Here is a 19,501-nt window from a genome sequence, read left to right as displayed (position 1 = left end):
TCTTAGAAAATAAGAGTCGCCGAACATGGTGCAGTCGTTACCGTCTTCACTGCAACCTGACAAAAGGTATCGGTTGCAGTTCGCGTCTGTTTTGCTTGGAGTAACGGCAAGAAACCCGACAATTCAGAACGGGCGCAGGGAGGTTATCGTGAGACAGATCATCGCTCCGCTTTTGGCGGTGTTGCTGTATGTCGGACTGGCTGGTCACGCGTCGGCATTGGACGTGAAAGCGGCCGTTCTGCGCATCGATTATCCACGTTTGCTGCCAATTTCTCGCTATGACCTGCGGCCAGAGGATCTGGGCTTCGCCGGGGCGATGCTGGCAGATGAGGACAACGGCACAACCGGCACTTTTCTTGGTCATACCTACGAGACGCAGCAGATCGCCGTCCCGCCGGAAGAGGCCGACGCGGCGCTGGAGCAAATCCTTGCAGACGGCATTCGCCTCATCGTCGTAATGGCCGAGGGCCGTGATCTGCTGCGGCTGACTGACCGCGCCGCGCAGGATGACGCGCTGGTTCTGAACGCGACGACCCCAGAGGCATCGCTGCGGTCCGAAGAGTGCCGGGCGTCGCTTTTGCATATCGCGCCGTCCAACTTGATGCTGGCCGATGCAATCGCGCAATTTTCGGTTTGGAAAAAGTGGGACGAATGGTTTCTGGTCTCCGGCTCCAACTACGCAGACACGTCCTTGGCGGATGCCTACCGGCGCGCGGCGCGCAAATTCGGGTTGAACATCGTCGAAGAACGGGTTTTTGCCGATACTGGCGGCTCGCGGCGTACTGACAGTGGCCATGTGCTTGTTCAGCGCCAATTGCCGACCTTCACGCAGGGTGCCAAGCGGCATGACGTGTTGATTGCCGCCGATGGCACGGATTATTTTGCACGGTATCTGCCGTATCATCTGTCTTCGCCGCGCCCGGTCATGGGGTCCGCCGGATTGCGCCCGGTGACCTTTCATGCCGCGCATGAGGCATGGGGCACGACCCAATATCAAACCCGTTTCGAGGCTTTGGCAGGTCGCTATGCCCATGCCGAGGACTACAACGTCTGGCTGGCCCTGCGCGTCATCGGCGAGGCTGTGACGCGCGCCAGCACCGTGGATGCGCAAGCGATCCGGGACTACGCCCTGTCCGACGCGTTCGAACTGGCGGCTTTCAAGGGACAAAAGGTGACGTTCCGCGACTGGAACGGCCAGATGCGCCAACCGATCCTTCTTTACGACGGCATGATCACCGTCAGCGTCAGCCCGCAGGAGGGGTTTCTGCATCAGGTTTCACCGCTGGATACGCTGGGCCTTGATCGTCCCGAAACCGAGTGCACTTCGTTCAACTGACCAGGAGTTCCGCATGAAAACCTTGATCGCGACCTCACTGCTTGCCCTTCTGGCGGCGTCCCCGTCATTGGCCAACAAGGCCTTTGTCTCGAACGAACGCGGCAACACCATCACCGTTGTCGATACGGATACATGGGAAGTCATTCAGGAATTTGACGGCGGCAACCGGCCACGCGGCATCACGCTTAGCCCGGATGGCAGCAAGCTGTATGTCTGTGCGTCAGATGATAACCTCGTGCGGGTGTTCGACACCGAAACCTACAGAGAGTTGGAAAGCCTGCCCTCTGGTCCGGACCCGGAACTGTTCGTCATCGATCCGACCGGGCGGCATCTTTATATCGCCAACGAAGATGACAACCTTGTTACCGTGACCGATACCGAAACGCGCACCGTTCTGGCAGAGGTGCCCGTGGGCGTGGAACCCGAAGGCATGGCAATCAGCCCCGATGCGAAATGGGTGGTGAACACGTCAGAGACGACGAATATGGCGCATTTCATCTCGACCGAGGATTACAAGATCTACCATAACGTGCTGGTCGATCAACGGCCGCGCTACGCCCAATACACCGATGACGGCACAAGGCTGTTCGTCTCCGCAGAGATTGGCGGCACAGTTTCCGTAATGGATATTGCACCGGACGGCACCCCGACACTGGTCGATAAGATCAGCTTTGAGGTGCCGGGGGTTCTGCCCGAATGGCTTCAACCCGTGGGGATCAAGGTCACCAGCGATGGCAGTCGGATCTTCGTGGCACTCGGGCCGGCCAACCGTGTTGCAGTGATCGACGGCGAAACGCTGGAAGTTCTGGACTATATCATCGTCGGCCAACGTGTCTGGCAACTGGCCTTCACCCCGGACGAGGCGTTCCTGCTGACCACCAACGGCAATTCCAATGACATTACCATCATCGATGTGGCCGCTGAAAAGGCGATCAAATCGGTGCAGGTTGGCCAACAGCCCTGGGGCGTGGTCGTGACCCCTAACTGAAGGAGATCTAAATGAAACTACTGTCTGCCGCCGCCTTAGCCTGCTGCCTTTCGGCACCGGCCATTGCCGCACCGCTTTGTGACGATCTGGGTTTTGCCGGTTTGCTTGCCTCTTGCAACCGTGGCGAGCCGATCGAGCTGACGCTCGCATCCGGGCAACCCTTGGGCGAAGACGTGACCCTGCAATCCGGCGCGTATTACAAGATGAACATCACCGCCGACGGCTCTGCCGAGCTGGCATTGACGGGATCAGAGTTTTTCCGCGCGATCTGGATGAACGAGATCGTCATCAACAAGATCGAGATCCGCCCGATGGCGATCGATTCCATCGAGTTTGACGACGAAGGAACTGCCGAGCTGTCCTTTATTGCCATCAAGCCCGGCACCCATATCCTGCGCATCCCCGGATCGACCGGCGAGTCGCAACAAATCCGCATCAGCATCCAGTAATTTAACGAAAGGAACGACCAATGACCCGTATCATCGCACTTGCACTTGCTGCCATCGTCGGCACATCAGCCCTTGCCGAAAGCCACGAGATCCCGCAGGAAACCGTGGATAAGATCACCGCCATGCTGACCGAGATGAACTGTCAGATGGACCCCGATGACATTGAAATGGAAGATGACGGCTATGAGCTGGACGATGTCATCTGCGAAGGCGGAAATCAGTTCGACATCGAACTGGATGCAGATCTGAACGAGGTCGGGCGCCGCGCCGAATAAATGCCGTTTCCGCGACCACGGCCCAATGGTCTTGGTCGCGGAAACGATTAAGATAGGCTAAACGGTCTGATAACCGAAATGCCATCTGGGAGAATGTCATGATCCGATCCATCATCCGCAGGGGCGCATGTGCTTTGCTTGCACTCAGCCTGACGGCCCCTGCCTTCGCACAAGACCTTCCCAAGGTGCGCGCTGCGGTCCTGAAGATCGGAACGGTCAACTGGGAACTGGCGACCATCACCGAAAACGGCTTTGACAAGGCCCATGGCTTTGAGCTGGAGGTCGCCCCCTATGCCGATAACGGTGCCACCCGCGTCGCTGTCGAAGGCGGAGAGGCCGATGTCGCCGTGGCGGATTGGATCTGGGTGGCCCGCCAGCGTGCCGCCGGGAAGGACTACGTCTTCGTGCCGTATTCCAAGGCGGTCGGTGGGCTGGTCGCGCCAAAGGACAGCGATGTGACCTCCCTGAAGGATCTGGCTGGCAAGAAGGTCGGCATCGCGGGTGGCCCGCTTGATAAATCCTGGCTGATCCTGCGTGCCTATGCGCAGCAGGAATATGGCATGGACCTGAAGGCTGAAACCGAGCAGGTGTTCGGCGCGCCGCCGCTGATCTTCAAGGCCGGTCTGGGCGGGGAAGTCTCGGGCGCGATCAATTTCTGGCATTTCCTGGCAAAGATGAAAGCCGCCGGAATGGAAGAGGTGATCTCGGTCGAAGAGGCCGGCAAGGCGCTGGGTCTGAACACTGACACGCCGCTGCTTGGCTACTACATGAAAGAAAGCTATCTGGCGGATAATCCGGGGATCGCGCAGGCGCTGTACGATGCCAGCCGCGATGCAAAGGATTTGCTCGCCAGTGACGATGCCGCGTGGGAGGCCGTACGTCCCAACATGAACGCCCAGACCGACGCCCAGTTCGACCTGTTGAAGAAAGACTGGCTTGCAGGCACGCCGGCGCGCGGTCCGGTTGACCTTGATGGGGCAAACAAGCTGCTGGCGCTGATGAACGATCTTGGCGGTGCCGATCTGGTGGGTGAGGCCACCACCGTTCCCGCTGGCCTGTTCGCAGACCTCGAATAAAAACAGATTGCCCGATGAACGACTCGTCTGCGGCCACGTCAATCCTGTCGATCCTCGGGCTTTTCCTGCTTTGGATTGTTTGCGCGGCCCTCACCGCGGATGCGACGATCCTGCCGCAACCATGGACCCTGATCGGCCCGGCGGCGCAGCAGATCAGATCCGGAGAGTTGCTCTATCATCTCGGCGCCACCTTGCTGCGGGTGATCTGGGCGTTTGCCTTGGCGATGGGCATCGGTATCGCGCTGGGTTTGGCAATGGGCCGGTCGAACCAGTTGAACCGCTGGCTTGATCCGTGGCTGGTGATCTTTCTGAACCTGCCTGCCCTTGTTCTGATCGTGCTGTGCTATCTCTGGATCGGGTTGAACGAAACGGCCGCGATCATTGCCGTCACACTCAACAAAATTCCCAACGTCGCGACTGTGATCCGTGAAGGCGCACGCGCGCTCAACCCGGATCTGGAGGCGATGGCCCGTGTCTACCGGATGAGTTGGACCGCACGCATGCGACATGTCACCTTGCCGCAACTGGCTCCATTCATCACAGCGGCCGCGAGATCCGGCATCGCGGTCATCTGGAAGATCGTGCTGGTGGTCGAATTCCTGGGCCGCTCCAACGGGGTCGGGTTTCAGATACACCTTTATTTTCAATTGTTTGATGTGACGATGGTGCTGATCTACGCCCTGTCCTTCATCGCCGTCATGCTTGCGGTCGAGTGGCTTCTGCTTCAACCGTGGGAGCGCCGAATCCGCCGATGGAGAACCGCGTGATCCGGGCTGACATCACATCGAAATTCTTTGGCAAACAGCAGGTGCTGGGTTCAATTGAATTCGCGATTTCTCCGGGTGAAACCGTTGCGCTGGTCGGCCCTTCCGGCATCGGAAAGTCTACGATCCTTCGGATCATGGCGGGTATCGACACACAGTTCGAAGGCACCGTCACACGCCCCGACAACATGGCGATCGTGTTTCAAGAGCCGACCTTGCTGCCCTGGCGCAGCGCATTGGACAACCTGCTGATCCCCCGTCCGTCACTGGGGCGCGAGGCCGCGCGCGCCGCCATGGACCGCGTTGCCCTTTCGGGGCGCGAGGATGCCTTCCCCGGTCAGCTCTCGCTTGGTCAGCAGCGGCGGCTGGCACTGGCGCGCGCTTTTGCCGGATCACCGGAATTCCTGCTGATGGACGAACCTTTCGTGTCTCTGGACGCTGAAACGGCGGAACAGATGCTCAGCCTAACCGAAGCGCTGATCGCCGAAGCAAAGCCGGCGACCCTTTTTGTCACCCACGCCCGCTCTGAAGCCGACCGTCTGGCAACCCGGATCCTTGAGCTAAGCGGAACGCCAGCGAGGCTGCTCCGTCATTAAGCTCTGGCCCAGCCGATTAAATGACAGCGCCAAAAAAACGCCACTTCCGGCGAAGTTGAGAACGCGAAGATCAACACACCGCTGGCCGTGCGAGTGGCGGATGTGTCTAAGCGGCGCGCGGATACCGCGCTGCGTGGTTGTTTGAAAGGCCGTCATCCGGGCGGCAGGGCGGCAACGCTTTGGATAGCATCGGTGGCATATTCTGCTTAAGCGAGAAAGCTGACGGATATATGGCTGACGGGCGACGACGTTAGTCAATGTCAGGAAGATAGAACGTCAGCAATCCCAGGAACAAGAGTACCGAGAGATAGCTGAACACCTGCTGCATGCCGATCTGGTCCGCGAGCGCCCCGAGTGAGGCAGCGCCAAGCGCGCCGATTCCGAACGCGAAACCGAAGACGAATCCTGAAACCATTCCGACTTTCTGCGGCAGCAATTCCTGCGCAAAGACGACAATTGCCGAAAAGGCAGAGGCCAGAACCAGCCCGACAATAATGCTTAGCACGACTGTTCCCAGCAGGTTCGCGTGCGGCAGCATCAGCGCGAAAGGCAGCGCCCCCAATATCGAACCCCAGATTACCTTTCTGCGTCCGATGCGATCACCGACAGGACCGCCAACGAAGGTGCCCACAGCGACCGCCCCGAGAAAGACAAACAGAAGGGTCTGTGCGTATTTGATCTCAAGCCCGAACTTTTCGATAAGGAAAAAAGTATAGTAGCTCTTGTATGTTTCGACGTAGACGAACTTGCTCAGCAGCAGGGCACCGATGATCGCGAAGGAAATAATCAGACGCTTTCGGGGGAGTTGTGGAAGCGAGATCTCGGGTGTGCCAGCGGTTCTGACAATCCGCTGATGGTTCGTGAACCACTGGGCGACCCAGATCAGGATGATGACTCCGATTACAGCGAAAAGTCCGAACCAGACGGTACTGACCTGCCCCAAAGGGAGAACGAACAAGGCAGCGGCAAGAGGTCCAAGAGCTGTTCCAGTATTGCCTCCGACCTGAAAGCTGGACTGTGCAAATCCGCGTTTGCCACCGGATGCCATACGACACACGCGTGATGCTTCGGGGTGAAACAGAGCCGACCCGACCCCCAGAACGGTCGCCGCAACCAGCAATAGCATGAACGAGTCGGCCGTCGCGAGCATCACCACACCGAGGGCCACGATCATCATGGACACCGCCAGCGTGTAAGGTTTGGGTTTCAGATCCCCGTAGAGACCCATGACAGGTTGCAATATGCAGGCTGTGATCTGCTGTGCCAGCGTCAGAAGACCCAACTGAAAATAGTTGAGCGAATACTCGGATTTCAGAACCGGATAGAGCGCGGGTAAGAGAAACTGGATCAGGTCATTGATCAGATGGGATCCGCTCACCGCCAGAATGACCGAATACGATGTCGGCATCAAAGTTGTTTTTTGTATGGTCATTCGAACGCTCGGCTTTGTTTTGAGGGCGCGGTCCATGCTGTAGGCTGCGGCCATTGGGTTTGATCAGCATAATGGTCTATCCGACGCAGGCTTTCGCGCCAGAACCAACTCTAGTACACTGTAGAAAATCTACAGGATTGATATGTTGACATCGCGCCGCAACTTGCCTCCTCTCAACGCATTACGTGCGTTTGAAGCTGCCGGACGGCAGCTGAATTTCCGCGCGGCGTCGGATGAGTTAGGTGTCACGCAAGGCGCTGTGGCCCAGCAGATACGGTTGCTGGAAGAGCATCTGGGCATTCCGTTATTCCAGCGAATGCCGCGCGGCGTAGCGCTGACACCGCAGGGGGCGAGCTACCTTTCGGAGATGACCCGTGCCTTTGACACGCTTTGCAAGGCAACAGCTAGGCTTCACAATCGGGCCGATGCGGTGACGTTCAGCGTGACCCCGACATTCGCGACGAAAGTCTTGATCCCACAGCTTTCGTTGCTGAAATCTGCCTTGCCGGGAGTGGAGCTGCGCACCATCGCGACCGAGGCGGTGTCGGATTTTGATCGAGATCAGGTCGATATTGCCGTGCGCCAGACCCGCCCGCCTTTCGGCGCTTCACAAGAGGCTCACCTGCTTTTCCGCCACGATCTTGTTTTGGTGGGCAGCCCACATTTGTTGGGCCAACATCAGCATCCGCTGACGCGAGAACAGATCGGCGGCCTGCCACTGTTGCACGATTCGTACAATCATTGGCCACGTTTTTTTGGCATCGTCGAGACGCTACCCGGTGCGGTATTCAACCAGACAACACTCGCCCTGGATGCGGCTTTGGCAGGTCAGGGCGTGGCAATATCTTGCCGTGCTTTCGTTCAGGCAGATCTTGATGCGGGACGCCTGATCGAAATTTGTCCCGCAGGCTTCTCAGTCGGCTCCGATTTCTATCTTGTTCGAAAGCGATCATCACACCTGCGCGAAACCGTTGATGCCGTTTGGGCATGGGCTGTAGAAAATTGGACGGTTTCTGACTCGTTGTCGCTATCCCGGCAGGCCCTGCCATCCCAGCGCGAAGGCTCATCGAAGAAAACGTGAAGACCAGCGGTGCGGCGAAAACTGTAATGAATGTCAGTAAAAATCGGGCCCCCGCCGTAGACGTCCCGTCATACCGACTGGCGTTCTTTACCAGAGTCCCTGCCCTGATTCTTCGGCAAGCCGCATAATCCGTATCAAATCCGGACCGACCTCGAAAAAGGGCCCGCGAGAAACGGGATAAGTGTCTGAGAATATTGGTCGGAGTGAGAGGATTCGAACCTCCGGCCCCTGCCTCCCGAAGACAGTGCTCTACCAGGCTGAGCTACACTCCGTCCGTAGGGCGCGGATTAAAGAAACGCCACGCGTTTGGCAAGGGTTTACCCACGTTGTTTCGCGCGGCGCAGCATATGGGTAATCCGGAACGTCGCGGCTGTGGCACCGCGCGAACGTGTGCGAAGCACGGGGGTGTTCTCGGATTTGCCGCCGCGGCTTTCCCTGAATACGATGTAAAGCCCCGAGATGATAATGACCGACGTCCCGATGATCGTGGCGCGGTCTACCGACTCGCCGAACAGCAGGTATCCAAACAGGGTTGCCCAGATGATCTGCGAGTATTGCATGGGCGCGACGATCGCCGCCTCTGCATTTTTGTAGGCGGCGATCAGGCACAGGCCGGCAACAAAGCCGAACAGAGAAATCACCCCGATGCCCCCAAGGTGCAGCAACGGCATGGGCTGATAGACGAAGGCCAGCAGGACCGCCATCACGATGAAGTTTGCAGCCATCGGATACAGCATCAGCACGACCGAGCGTTCCTCGCGTCCAATCTTGCGCACAATGATAGAGGCCAGAGCACTGAACATAGCCGCAGACATGCCCGCCAAATGGCCCAGCGTCAGTTCCGTCGTGCCGGGCCGCAAAACGATGAAAACACCCGCAAGCCCGACGATCACGGCAGCGCCACGATGCAGTCCGACCTTTTCACCCAATAGCGGTATGGACATCAGCGTGATCAGCAATGGCGACGCAAACAGTATCGCATAGGTCTGCGCCAGCGGTAGCACCGAAAACGCATAAAAGGCCGACATGCCGGTGATGACCGTGCAGACCGTGCGCAGGGCGATCCACCAAGGATGCACCGGACGCAGATTGCCGTGGGTTTGATCCCCGATCAGCATGAAGCTGACCAAAGGAAATGACATCAGCGTCGAGAAAAAGATGATCTGGAACGGGGAATAGGTCGCACCCAGGTATTTGATGACGACGTCATGGGTGGCATAGACCGCAAAGGCAAACAGCGCGTAGAGCAGACCTTTCAAGTTCATCGGACCGGCTTTCCTGCAACTGTTTGCCACCTGGGCAGTTTGGCGGCACCCGTCCGTGAAATCGGGCACCACCTATCTATTTTTCGAACAACGCCTAGAGGCTGGCATCCAATGCAGCCAGAATAGCATCGCCCATTTCACTTGTCGTGACCGGTGTCGCGCCGTCTTCGCCCAAAAGATCGGCAGTCCGAAGGCCATCGGCCAGAACCTTTTCGACGGCTTTCTCCAGCCGGTCAGCTTCGTTACCCTTATCAAAGCTGTAGCGCAGGGCCATCGCGAAACTGAGGATACATGCGATCGGGTTGGCCTTGCCTTGGCCGGTGATGTCAGGCGCGGACCCGTGCACGGGTTCGTACAGGGCCTTTGGGCGGCCGTTTTCCATCGGTGCGCCAAGCGAGGCGGAGGGCAGCATGCCAAGGCTGCCGGTCAGCATCGCGGCGGCATCTGACAGCAGGTCGCCGAACAGGTTGTCGGTGACGATCACGTCGAACTGCTTGGGCCAGCGGCAAAGCTGCATGGCACCGGCATCGGCATACATGTGGCTAAGCTCCACGTCCGGATACTCGGTATCGCCGATCTTCTGGACGACCTCGCGCCACAACACGCCGGATTCCATGACATTGGCCTTCTCCATCGAGCAGACCTTGTTTCCGCGCCGCCGGGCCAGCTCGAAGGCGGAGCGCGCGACACGCTCAATCTCGGATTCGGTGTAGCGTTGGGTATTGATACCGACCCGCTCGTTGCCCTCTTGGATGATACCGCGGGGTTCGCCGAAATAGATGCCGCTGGTCAGTTCGCGCACGATCATGATGTCGAGACCCGCCACCACGTCCCGCTTGAGCGAGGAGAAGTCGGCAAGCGCGTCGAAACACTGAGCCGGTCGCAGGTTGGCGTAAAGATCCATTTCCTTGCGCAGGCGCAACAGACCACGTTCGGGCTTTACGCTGAAATCGAGGTTGTCATAGGCTGGGCCGCCGACAGCGCCCAGCAGGACAGCGTCCACTTCCTGCGCGCGGGCCATGGTTTCATCCGTCAACGGGGTGCCATGCGCGTCATAGGAACATCCGCCAACCAGTCCTTCGCTGACGTCGAAAGGCAGGTCGCGCTTTGCGCCGTACCAGTCGATGATGCGGCGAACCTCGGCCATGACTTCGGGGCCGATGCCGTCGCCGGCGAGGATAAGAAGCGAAGGGGTGCTCATGAGCGTTGTCCTTTGGTCTGTGCTTTGCCCATCGCCCTACCCATTGCCGTGAGAAGGGTCAAGAAATGAAGGCGTATTGCGACGCCGGATCTAGCAATTGCCGGTTCTGCATGACGACCGGGCGCACGGAACAGGTGCCACTTGTGCAGGCCCGGTGTACAACGTGCATTTTGACCCTGTGGGCCAGGACCGTTTCACCGGGAAGGATCAACATCGACCCAGACCAGCTTGTGCGGGATCGGTGCTGCCTTTGAACCCTGCGGCGGCCAAACAACGCCGGAGCCGATAATCTGCATATCAGAGGGCGGCAACACATAGCTGACCCGCATGTCGCCGGGGTCCGGCTCGGGCCAATCGACCGTGTCTGCCGCAGCGTCGCCCTGACGCGATTGGTTCGCCGGGCGCGGGTCCTGAAAGCGCGGGTCGGCCAGAAGGCGGCGCAATGCATCCTTGCGGCCTGCGCCCTTTGTAGGGTCGGTATTGGCATCGCCGATCACGGCAAATCTTCCCTTTGGTGGCGGGATGGAAAGCAATCCGTCAAGCCACGCGAGCCAAAGCGCGGTTTCATCATGGTTGCGCCGACCGTTGCGATCCTCTGGACCGTCGAAAACCGGTGTCGTGGCATGATACATGAGAATCCATAAGGGGCCATCGACAACATCCAGCGGAACGGCCCAGTGACCGACGGAGCTGAGGCGCTGAATGGCGGCGGCCTCTTGCGCTAACTCTGCACCGACGATCTGCGCGTGCGGGACGTCACGCCACAGAAGCGCGCTCAGGTCCAGAGCGCCGTCCAGTATCGGCACACGCGACAGCAGCGCCATACCGCCCTGACCAGCGAACTCACCGTAACCTTGCGCATCTCGGGGGCCACCGAGCCGCCGGTCGCCGTCCAGATCCAATCCCGTTGCCGTGCCGGAATTGGGGCGCAGGGCAAAGCTATGGGGCATGGCGTGACCTGCCGCAGCCAGCTTTGCCTGAAATGCTGCCAAGGCGGCATGCCCGGCGTCATAGTCGAAATCCGTCAGCGCCAGAATGTCGGGTCTGGCGGCGACGATGCCGTCCAGCACGGCGGCGATCCGTGTATCCTGTCCTTTCAGTATGTCGCGAAGCAACAGACCGGGGCCTTTTCGGGACAGCGGCGCGTGCCAGGTGGCCAGTCGCAGCGGCTCGGCAGAGGCATGGACGCCCATACAGAAGCCAAGGGCAAGGCATATGCACAGTATGAGGTGCGGCGCAGAAAGAAACGCTTTTGACGCTCGGCGTTGATCGCCCTGCCGATGCGTCAAACAACGGCGCCTTAAAGCACCAGGTTTCGAGACGGCAAAAGCCATGTGATGTGCGTTCGTCAAGATGTGCAGACGGGCAGAGCCGTCCAACGTGAAAGCTATGAGGGTCGATTTACAAAACGACCGAAATCAGTAATGGCAGAAGGAAAGCTAAGAACAGGTTAATTTCCGTAATCTGGCGTACGCTTCGACGGTGTTCCGAAAAATGCTGCCTTCAATGACAATGAAAATAGGTAGCGCACAGAAAAAGGCACCGCTTACAAATAGCGGTGCCAGAATTGTCAGGGCGATTGCAGGCCGTGCACCTGCGTGAGGGTCAGACCCAAGGGCGCGCTTGAGATGCGGCTGCTTCAAACGTGTCGATGGCGGCCGCTTTTTCCATGGTCAGCCCAATATCGTCCAGCCCTTCGATCAGGCAGTGCTTCTTGAAACTGTCCACTTCAAACGAGAAGCTCTCGCCATCCGAGGTGGTGACGGTCTGGTTTTCCAGATCGACTGTCATCCGCGCGTTAGACCCCTTCTCGGCATCTTTCATCAGCACATCGACCGCCTCTTGCGGCAATACGATCGGCAAGATGCCATTCTTGAAGCAGTTGTTGTAGAAGATGTCGGCAAAAGACGTCGCGATGATCGACTTGATGCCGAAATCCTTCAACGCCCATGGGGCATGCTCGCGCGATGACCCGCACCCGAAATTGTCGCCGGTTACAAGGATTTCTGCGTCGCGATATTGCGGCTTGTTCAGCACGAAATCGGGGATTTCATTGCCTTGCCGATCAAAGCGCATCTCGTCGAACAGGTTCACACCCAGACCTGACCGCTTGATCGTCTTCAGGAACACCTTCGGGATGATCATGTCGGTGTCGATATTGACCAGCGGCATGGGCGCCGCGATGCCGGTTACTTTAAGAAACTTTTCCATTTTCAGCGTCCCTTATGCTTCGTCGGTCATCATTTCGCGCACATCGGTCAAATGACCGGTGATCGCGGCGGCGGCGGCCATGGCGGGCGAGACAAGATGCGTGCGGCCCTTATAGCCCTGGCGTCCCTCAAAGTTGCGGTTCGAGGTTGAGGCACAGCGCTCGCCTTCGGACAGTTGGTCGGGGTTCATCGCAAGACACATCGAACAGCCTGCAAGACGCCATTCAAAACCAGCCTGCTTGAAGATGTCGGCAAGACCTTCTTCTTCCGCCTGCGCCCGCACGAGGCCAGAGCCGGGCACGATCATGGCGCGCATACCGTCCTTGATCTTCTTGCCCTTCAGGATGGCGGCGGCGGCGCGCAGATCCTCGATCCGGCCGTTGGTGCAGGAGCCGATGAAAACCGTGTCGATCTGGATGTCGGTCAGCTTCTGACCGGGCGTCAAGCCCATATATTCAAGTGCGCGTTTTGCCGCTTCGACCTTGCCGCCTTTGAAGTCCTCGGCAGAGGGTACGGTGGCGGAAATCGGCAGCACGTCCTCGGGCGAGGTGCCCCAGGTCACGACCGGCTCGATATCTTCACCCCTGAGGGTCACGACCTTGTCCCAATGCGCATCATCGTCGGAATAGAGCGTCTTCCACCAGGTCATGGCGGCCTCGAACTGGGCTCCCTTGGGGGCGTGGGGGCGGCCCTTGACATAGGCATAGGTGGTCTCGTCCGGGGCGATCAGGCCGGCGCGCGCACCGCCTTCGATGGCCATGTTGCAGACGGTCATGCGGCCTTCCATCGACAGGTTGCGGATCGCTTCGCCGCAATATTCGATCACGTAGCCGGTGCCCCCGGCCGTTCCGGTCTCGCCGATCACGGCAAGGGTGATGTCCTTGGCGGTCACGCCCGGATTCAGCTTGCCGGTGATTTCGACCTTCATGTTCTTGCCTTTGCGCTGGATCAGCGTCTGCGTGGCCAGAACATGCTCAACCTCGGATGTGCCGATACCGTGGGCCAGCGCACCAAAGGCGCCATGCGTCGCTGTATGGCTGTCGCCGCAAACCACCGTCATGCCGGGCAGGGTCCAGCCCTGTTCGGGGCCGACGATATGCACGATGCCCTGGCGGACGTCCGAGACAGGATAGTAGTGAATGCCGAAATCCCGCGCGTTCTTGTCGAGTGCCGCGACCTGGATGGCGCTGTCTTCGGTCATGTTGGCAGGGTCTTCGCGGCCCGCAGTCGTGGGCACGTTATGATCCGGTACGGCGATGGTCTTGTCCGGCGCGCGGACCTTGCGGTTGGCCATGCGCAGCCCTTCAAAGGCCTGCGGGCTGGTCACCTCGTGTACAAGGTGGCGGTCGATATACAAAAGGCAGGTACCGTCCTCGGCCTCGTGGGCGAGATGGGCATCCCAGATCTTGTCATAGAGGGTCTTGGGGGACATTGGTCCTCTCCGTATTGTCAGGCGGAATGTCGGGTCGAATTCGGGTGCCGTGGCAGTGGCCACGGACTCATCGGTCATACAGACCTATAGCCGGGCCAGCACCGTATGTGTGGCACCGAAGAACCGTTCGCGCAGGCGGGCACGGTCGCAGATGTCAAATACCAGTTTCATAAGCCGGGAGATACAGGCGCAAACCGAGTCTATCAAGAGGACATTGCCGGGAAAACCTTGCGTGCCTGCGCCCGGAGTGGCAGGCTGACCTACTCTTTACATGTATTCAAGGAACGTGATGGAGCCAGAAATCCCGACCAACACGTCTGACCTGGTGGCACCGGGGCAGACATTGCTGTCCCGTACCGAAGCGCTTTTATACAAACTTCTGCTGCCCTGGAATGTCTACCAGTTGGCGATTGCGGTGGGGCTGTTTCTTCTGGCGACCCTGGCTGCGCGGATCGCGCGGCCCCGGCTTCACGATTGGATGCGGGCGCGAGAAGGCTGGCCGAAATGGCGCATGCGACTGCTGGTCATCGCCCATCGACGATTGCGCATGATAATCTTCGTTGCCGCAATCTCGCTTGTGGTTGTCGTGATGAGCGAGGTCACATGGCCATCGCGATCTTATCTCCTGAGCATCATTGCCAACCTGTCAGCCGCGTGGCTGTTTATTGTTTTCGCGACGCGGCTTATCGGCAACCCGCTTCTGCGCTCGGTGGTGAGGTATGGTGCCTGGACATGGGTGACGCTAAGCATTCTCGGCCTGACCGACGAGGCACAGCAGGTAATGGAAGGCGCATCTGTGAACGTCGGAGAGACGCGCCTGTCGCTTTGGTTGCTGGTGCAGGCCGTGGTCATGCTTGGCGTGCTGATCACGTTGGCGCGGTTTGCCGCGGCTACCATTACCGCGCGCATCAGGGCGAACGAGGAAATTTCGCCGTCCATGCAGGTGCTGGCGGTCAAATTCCTTCAGGTCATGCTGTTCGGGGCCGCATTCTTCATAGGGTTGCGGCTGGTCGGGGTCGATCTGACCGGCCTTGCGGTTCTGTCCGGCGCGATCGGCGTGGGTCTTGGCTTTGGTCTGCAAAAGGTCGTGTCGAACCTTGTATCGGGAATAATCATCCTGCTCGACAAGTCTATCAAGCCAGGTGACGTGATCAGCCTTGGCGAGACGTTCGGATGGATCAATTCATTGGGTGCGCGCTATGTCAGCGTGGTGACGCGGGACGGAAAGGAATACCTGATCCCGAACGAAGACCTGATCACCGGACAGGTGGTCAACTGGTCCCACACCAATGACTTCGTGCGTCTGGACATATTTTTCGGCACTGCCTATGGCGACGATCCACACAAAGTTCGAAAACTGGCGATTGCTGCGGCGATTTCGGTTCAACGCGTATTGAGCAGCAAGCAGCCGGTTTGCCACATCGTGGGGTTCGGCGACAGTTCGGTCGATTACATTCTACGATTTTGGATTCGTGATCCAAGGATGGGTCTGACCAACATTCGCGGTGACGTCTACTTGGCATTGTGGGACGCCTTTAATGAAAACGGTGTGTCGATACCCTTTCCACAACGCGAAGTCAGAATGCTGGAGGATGACAAAGCCAACGATGAGTTGGACGCGGGCGGTGGTGCGTTATCGGAAAAGCATTGACGTTTGCGCGCCGGGTCGTTCGCCTCGTCAGTGGCCTGAAGACCGCTTCCTAGGCGTTGCCCGCTTGTCCGGAGGCAACGCCGCACTGCTGGCAGGGATTGGTTTCGCGATGCGTTGCGTCTGTTCTCAGAAAACTTTCGCTGACGGAGATTCATCAAGGGCCGTGTCATTGAGATTTTGCATGTGCGGTGCTATCTATGAAGAGAACCCGGCACCGGGGTAAGGCGGTGTACAGACAGCAAGGAGGACGATGTCCTGTCTCTTGGTACTGACGCGGCACATGCCGCCGATCACGCGGCACCCATTGCGGGCGGCCATTCGGCAGTGACGAGTGAAGAACTCCTCACCGCCATTCTGGAGTCGCTTGAAAACAGCAAGGCCGAAGAGATCGCGCAGATTGATTTGCGCGGCAAGACGGCCATTGGCGACTACATGATTATCTGCTCAGGCCGCTCTTCTCGGCAGGTCGCCGCGATTGCGGAGCGGTTGATAGACACGCTGAAACAGGACCTTGGTCGGTCGTCCCGTACCGAAGGCAAGGAAGCTGGCGACTGGGTGCTGATTGATACCGGCGACGTGATCGTTCACGTTTTTCGTCCAGAAGTACGTGAATTCTATCAATTGGAGAAGATGTGGCAAAGCCCTGAGGGCAGTCACACCGCGCGTAGCTGAACCATGCGCGTCCAATTATGCGTAGTGGGTCGGCTAAGAGCCGGTCCCGAACGCGACCTTATCGACGACTATCTGAAACGGTTTGATCGGACAGGGCGAGGACTTGGGCTTGGTCCGGCCACCGTTTGCGAAGTCGAAGATCGCAAGGGTGGCGGCATGGCGGCCGAGGCAGCTCTGCTGAAGCGTGCAGTGCCCTCGGGCGCGCGGTTGTGCGTGTTGGACGAGCGCGGCAAGATGGTCAGCTCTCCGACATTTTCCGATACGCTGTGCAACTGGCGTGATCAGGGCGCGCAGGACGTGGCCTTCGTCATCGGTGGCGCGGATGGCGTTGATCCTACATTGCGCGGATCAGCGGATGCGGTTCTGTCTTTGGGGAAAATGGTATGGCCGCATATGTTGGCAAGAGTGATGCTTGCGGAGCAGATCTATCGGGCGGCGGCAATTGCTGCCGGAACACCATATCACAGAGTCTGAGGTCTTGCGCGCGGTAACCCGCGCACAAAGGTTCTCTTTGTCAGCGACCTAAAGACCCCTTCCGCAGAGAAGGCCGTTGGCCTGTGCGTCGAATCCATGGATGGTCTTCGAGTTTGCTCAGCTATAGGCGTAGACCAGCAGAAGCACGCCAAGGATGATCCGGTAAATCACATAAGGCGTGAAGCTGACGGATCGCAGGAGGCGCATCATCAGCCAAAGTGCTGCCAGCGCGGCGACGAAGGCCATTGCGGCAGCGATTACGCCGTCACGGGCAGCGGCAACGTCAGCGGTGACGGCAACCTCAAGTCCCAGAAGCGTTCCCGACGCGAGGATCGTGGGAATTGACATCAGCATGGCGATCTTTGCAGCATCGAGACGGGCATAGCCCATCCGTCTGGCACCTGTGATGGTTATCCCGGAGCGGGAGGTGCCTGGGATCAGCGCAACGGCCTGCCACAGACCCAGTTTAACGGCTTCCATTGGGGTCCAGTCGCCAGTGGATTTGCGTTCCGCGCCGGTCTTGTCAGCCCACCAAAGAACCAACCCGAAAATCAGCATCGTCCAGGCGATCACCTTTACCGAGCGCAGGAGATCGTCCAGCCCGGTCAGTTTCATCACCAGCCCGGCGAAGATGACTGGCAGTGTCGCAAGCGCAAGGCAGAATGCCAACCGCGCGCCAGGCGTATCAATGCGCCCGCGCAGTAAACGTCTGGTTCCGTAAAGTGCGTCGCGCACATCCGGCCAGAAATACAGAACAACGGCAAAAAGCGTGCCGACATGAACCGCCACGTCGATAACCTGCCCCTGATCCTGCATGCCGGTTAGGCTGGGCAGCAGAATCAGGTGTCCGGAACTTGAGACCGGCAGAAATTCAGTGACGCCCTGGATCAGTGCCACGAGCATGAGGTGAAAGAGGGGCATATAGGTGTCTCGTACAAGTTATAACACGACTCGTATAAGGGTTTGCTTTCCCTTGAAAAGTACGAATTTAGGTCCGAGTTGTGACCCACTTGCCGGGAAAAATCTTAAAAAAAACAAGCCAGACAGATTTTTTTTGCATATAGGTCAGTAATTATGCCTTTTCTTGCAGGAAAAGCTTGCGTAGAAGGGCGGGGAGGTGAACTGGGGGCGTGATATGGCTGAGCAGCCGATGCTGAAATTCGTGAAGATAGACCGGGTCATGCCGGAGAAGCGGGACGCGGAGGCGCGCAACCATGACTTCGACGAGATCTATGCCGAATATGCCGACGCCAAGGCGAAGGAGCAGTCGAGCCGGTGCAGCCAATGCGGCGTGCCCTATTGTCAAAGCCACTGCCCGTTGCACAACAATATCCCCGACTGGCTGCGTCTGACGGCGATGGGCCGTCTGGAAGAGGCCTATGAGGTCAGCCAAGCCACCAATACCTTCCCCGAGATTTGCGGACGGATCTGCCCGCAGGACCGGTTATGCGAAGGCAATTGCGTGATCGAACAGTCGGGCCACGGCACTGTTACCATTGGCGCTGTCGAGAAATACATCACCGATACCGCTTGGGAAAAGGGCTGGGTCAAGCCGATCGCGCCGGTGGCCGAGCGCGAGGAAAGCGTTGGCATCATCGGTGCGGGCCCCGGCGGGCTGGCAGCGGCGGATGTGCTGCGCCGCGCCGGTGTGCAGGTCACGATATATGACCGCTATGACCGCTCCGGCGGGTTGCTGACCTACGGTATCCCCGGTTTCAAGCTGGAAAAAGACATCGTCATGCGCCGCAACAAGCAGCTTGAGGATGGCGGCGTGACCTTCGTGCTGAACTGCAATGTCGGTGAGGATATTTCCTTCGACGCGATCCGCGGCAAGCATGACGCGGTGATCATCGCCACCGGTGTTTACAAGACACGCGACCTGCAAGGACCCGGGTCGGGCGCTGAGGGGATCGTGCGCGCGATCGACTATCTGACGGCCTCCAACCGCAAGAGCTTTGGCGATGACGTGCCGGAATTCGATTCGGGCGAGTTGAATGCCAAAGGCAAGAAGGTCGTCGTTATCGGTGGGGGCGACACCGCGATGGACTGTGTGCGCACCGCGATCCGTCAGGGCGCGGAAAGCGTCAAGTGCCTGTATCGGCGCGATAAACTCAATATGCCGGGATCGCAGCGCGAAGTGCAGAACGCCGAAGAAGAAGGCGTTGAATTTGTCTGGCTGACCGCGCCCAAGGGCTTTAGCGGCGATGCCGTCGAGGGCGTCATGGTGCAGAAGATGCGCCTTGGTGTGCCCGATGCAACCGGCCGTCAGGCCCCCGAAGTGATCGAGGGTGCCGACTATGTCGAGGATGCCGATCTGGTCATCAAGGCACTGGGCTTTGAGCCGGAGGATCTGCCGCAGCTTTGGGGCACCGAAGGTCTGGAAGTGACACGTTGGGGCACCGTCAAGGCAGAGTTCACCTCTGGCGCGACCAGCCTGCCCGGCGTCTTTGCCGTGGGTGATATTGTGCGCGGCGCAAGCCTTGTGGTCTGGGCCATCCGCGACGGGCGCGATTGCGCCGGCGCGGTGCTGGAACAGCTTGCAGGCGGCGTGGCCGTCGCGGCCGAGTGACGCCACGGTTTGGGGCCTTTGGGGGCATTT

General features: G+C 58.9%; 19 protein-coding genes and 1 tRNA gene. 12 read left to right on the top strand and 8 right to left on the bottom strand.

Going from position 1 to position 19,501, the window contains the following annotated elements; genetic code table 11:
• The first annotated feature begins 148 nt into the window (after positions 1-148).
• The 7 genes from ACN0WV_RS06900 to ACN0WV_RS06870 all read left to right on the top strand — a co-directional run bounded on the left by ACN0WV_RS06900 (position 149) and on the right by ACN0WV_RS06870 (position 5,484).
• The gene (locus tag ACN0WV_RS06900; protein WP_417604590.1) at positions 149-1,336 is read left to right on the top strand and encodes an ABC transporter substrate-binding protein; all 1,188 of its coding nucleotides are present in this window, start codon (positions 149-151) and stop codon (positions 1,334-1,336) included.
• A 13-nt stretch (positions 1,337-1,349) separates the two neighbouring features.
• The gene (locus ACN0WV_RS06895) at positions 1,350-2,324 is read left to right on the top strand and encodes a YVTN family beta-propeller repeat protein (protein ID WP_417604588.1); all 975 of its coding nucleotides are present in this window, start codon (positions 1,350-1,352) and stop codon (positions 2,322-2,324) included.
• A gap of 11 nt (positions 2,325-2,335) precedes the next feature.
• Positions 2,336-2,773 (top strand): cupredoxin domain-containing protein, encoded by a 438-nt coding sequence (locus ACN0WV_RS06890; RefSeq protein WP_116599618.1) that lies wholly within the window; start codon positions 2,336-2,338, stop codon positions 2,771-2,773.
• Positions 2,774-2,793: 20 nt separating this feature from the next.
• On the top strand, positions 2,794-3,048 hold the full coding sequence (locus tag ACN0WV_RS06885) for a PepSY domain-containing protein (RefSeq protein ID WP_417604586.1): 255 nt from the start codon (positions 2,794-2,796) through the stop codon (positions 3,046-3,048).
• 98 nt (positions 3,049-3,146) lie between these two features.
• A complete protein-coding gene (locus ACN0WV_RS06880; protein ID WP_417604584.1) occupies positions 3,147-4,124 on the top strand; it encodes an ABC transporter substrate-binding protein in 978 nt (325 codons plus the stop codon).
• A gap of 14 nt (positions 4,125-4,138) precedes the next feature.
• Positions 4,139-4,891 carry an ABC transporter permease gene (locus tag ACN0WV_RS06875; RefSeq protein ID WP_084351212.1) on the top strand — a complete coding sequence of 251 codons (753 nt, stop codon included), beginning with the start codon at positions 4,139-4,141 and terminating at the stop codon, positions 4,889-4,891.
• Positions 4,888-5,484, top strand: coding sequence for an ABC transporter ATP-binding protein (locus ACN0WV_RS06870; protein WP_417604582.1), 597 nt, complete (start codon positions 4,888-4,890; stop codon positions 5,482-5,484). The genes ACN0WV_RS06875 and ACN0WV_RS06870 overlap by 4 nt, the downstream gene beginning before the upstream one ends.
• A gap of 250 nt (positions 5,485-5,734) precedes the next feature.
• On the opposite strand, the gene ACN0WV_RS06865 is transcribed toward ACN0WV_RS06870, so the two are convergent.
• Positions 5,735-6,916, bottom strand: coding sequence for an MFS transporter (locus ACN0WV_RS06865; protein WP_417604580.1), 1,182 nt, complete (start codon positions 6,914-6,916; stop codon positions 5,735-5,737).
• Positions 6,917-7,058: 142 nt separating this feature from the next.
• Between ACN0WV_RS06865 and ACN0WV_RS06860 the strand changes: the two genes are divergently transcribed.
• Positions 7,059-7,997, top strand: coding sequence for a LysR substrate-binding domain-containing protein (locus ACN0WV_RS06860; RefSeq protein ID WP_417604578.1), 939 nt, complete (start codon positions 7,059-7,061; stop codon positions 7,995-7,997).
• Between the two features lie 195 nt (positions 7,998-8,192).
• Here ACN0WV_RS06860 and ACN0WV_RS06855 read toward each other — a convergent pair.
• The 6 genes from ACN0WV_RS06855 to leuC all read right to left on the bottom strand — a co-directional run bounded on the left by ACN0WV_RS06855 (position 8,193) and on the right by leuC (position 14,105).
• A tRNA-Pro gene (locus ACN0WV_RS06855) sits at positions 8,193-8,269 on the bottom strand.
• Between the two features lie 45 nt (positions 8,270-8,314).
• Positions 8,315-9,262, bottom strand: coding sequence for a DMT family transporter (locus tag ACN0WV_RS06850; RefSeq protein WP_417604576.1), 948 nt, complete (start codon positions 9,260-9,262; stop codon positions 8,315-8,317).
• A 94-nt stretch (positions 9,263-9,356) separates the two neighbouring features.
• The gene (gene leuB / locus ACN0WV_RS06845; RefSeq protein ID WP_084351204.1) at positions 9,357-10,463 is read right to left on the bottom strand and encodes a 3-isopropylmalate dehydrogenase; all 1,107 of its coding nucleotides are present in this window, start codon (positions 10,461-10,463) and stop codon (positions 9,357-9,359) included.
• 194 nt (positions 10,464-10,657) lie between these two features.
• On the bottom strand, positions 10,658-11,656 hold the full coding sequence (locus ACN0WV_RS06840; RefSeq protein WP_417604575.1) for an endonuclease/exonuclease/phosphatase family protein: 999 nt from the start codon (positions 11,654-11,656) through the stop codon (positions 10,658-10,660).
• Positions 11,657-12,068: 412 nt separating this feature from the next.
• On the bottom strand, positions 12,069-12,674 hold the full coding sequence (gene leuD / locus ACN0WV_RS06835; RefSeq protein WP_417604573.1) for a 3-isopropylmalate dehydratase small subunit: 606 nt from the start codon (positions 12,672-12,674) through the stop codon (positions 12,069-12,071).
• 12 nt (positions 12,675-12,686) lie between these two features.
• A complete protein-coding gene (gene leuC, locus ACN0WV_RS06830; protein WP_417604571.1) occupies positions 12,687-14,105 on the bottom strand; it encodes a 3-isopropylmalate dehydratase large subunit in 1,419 nt (472 codons plus the stop codon).
• 289 nt (positions 14,106-14,394) lie between these two features.
• Between leuC and ACN0WV_RS06825 the strand changes: the two genes are divergently transcribed.
• The 3 genes from ACN0WV_RS06825 to rlmH all read left to right on the top strand — a co-directional run bounded on the left by ACN0WV_RS06825 (position 14,395) and on the right by rlmH (position 16,902).
• The gene (locus tag ACN0WV_RS06825) at positions 14,395-15,756 is read left to right on the top strand and encodes a mechanosensitive ion channel family protein (protein WP_417604773.1); all 1,362 of its coding nucleotides are present in this window, start codon (positions 14,395-14,397) and stop codon (positions 15,754-15,756) included.
• Between the two features lie 324 nt (positions 15,757-16,080).
• On the top strand, positions 16,081-16,428 hold the full coding sequence (gene rsfS / locus ACN0WV_RS06820) for a ribosome silencing factor (protein ID WP_412780484.1): 348 nt from the start codon (positions 16,081-16,083) through the stop codon (positions 16,426-16,428).
• A gap of 3 nt (positions 16,429-16,431) precedes the next feature.
• Positions 16,432-16,902: a 23S rRNA (pseudouridine(1915)-N(3))-methyltransferase RlmH gene (gene rlmH, locus ACN0WV_RS06815; protein ID WP_417604569.1), complete on the top strand. Its 471-nt coding sequence runs from the start codon at positions 16,432-16,434 to the stop codon at positions 16,900-16,902.
• 117 nt (positions 16,903-17,019) lie between these two features.
• Here the strand turns inward: rlmH and ACN0WV_RS06810 are convergent, their stop codons facing one another.
• Positions 17,020-17,823, bottom strand: coding sequence for an undecaprenyl-diphosphate phosphatase (locus ACN0WV_RS06810; RefSeq protein WP_417604567.1), 804 nt, complete (start codon positions 17,821-17,823; stop codon positions 17,020-17,022).
• Positions 17,824-18,037: 214 nt separating this feature from the next.
• On the opposite strand from ACN0WV_RS06810, the gene ACN0WV_RS06805 reads away from it, so the two are divergent.
• Positions 18,038-19,471 carry an NAD(P)-dependent oxidoreductase gene (locus ACN0WV_RS06805; RefSeq protein WP_417604565.1) on the top strand — a complete coding sequence of 478 codons (1,434 nt, stop codon included), beginning with the start codon at positions 18,038-18,040 and terminating at the stop codon, positions 19,469-19,471.
• Positions 19,472-19,501: the final 30 nt, after the last annotated feature.

Source organism: Primorskyibacter flagellatus (assembly GCF_048268605.1).
Classification (GTDB): domain Bacteria; phylum Pseudomonadota; class Alphaproteobacteria; order Rhodobacterales; family Rhodobacteraceae; genus Primorskyibacter; species Primorskyibacter flagellatus.
The sequence above is the reverse complement of the archived record's forward strand: the minus strand, read 5'-3'. Positions and strand labels throughout refer to the sequence as shown.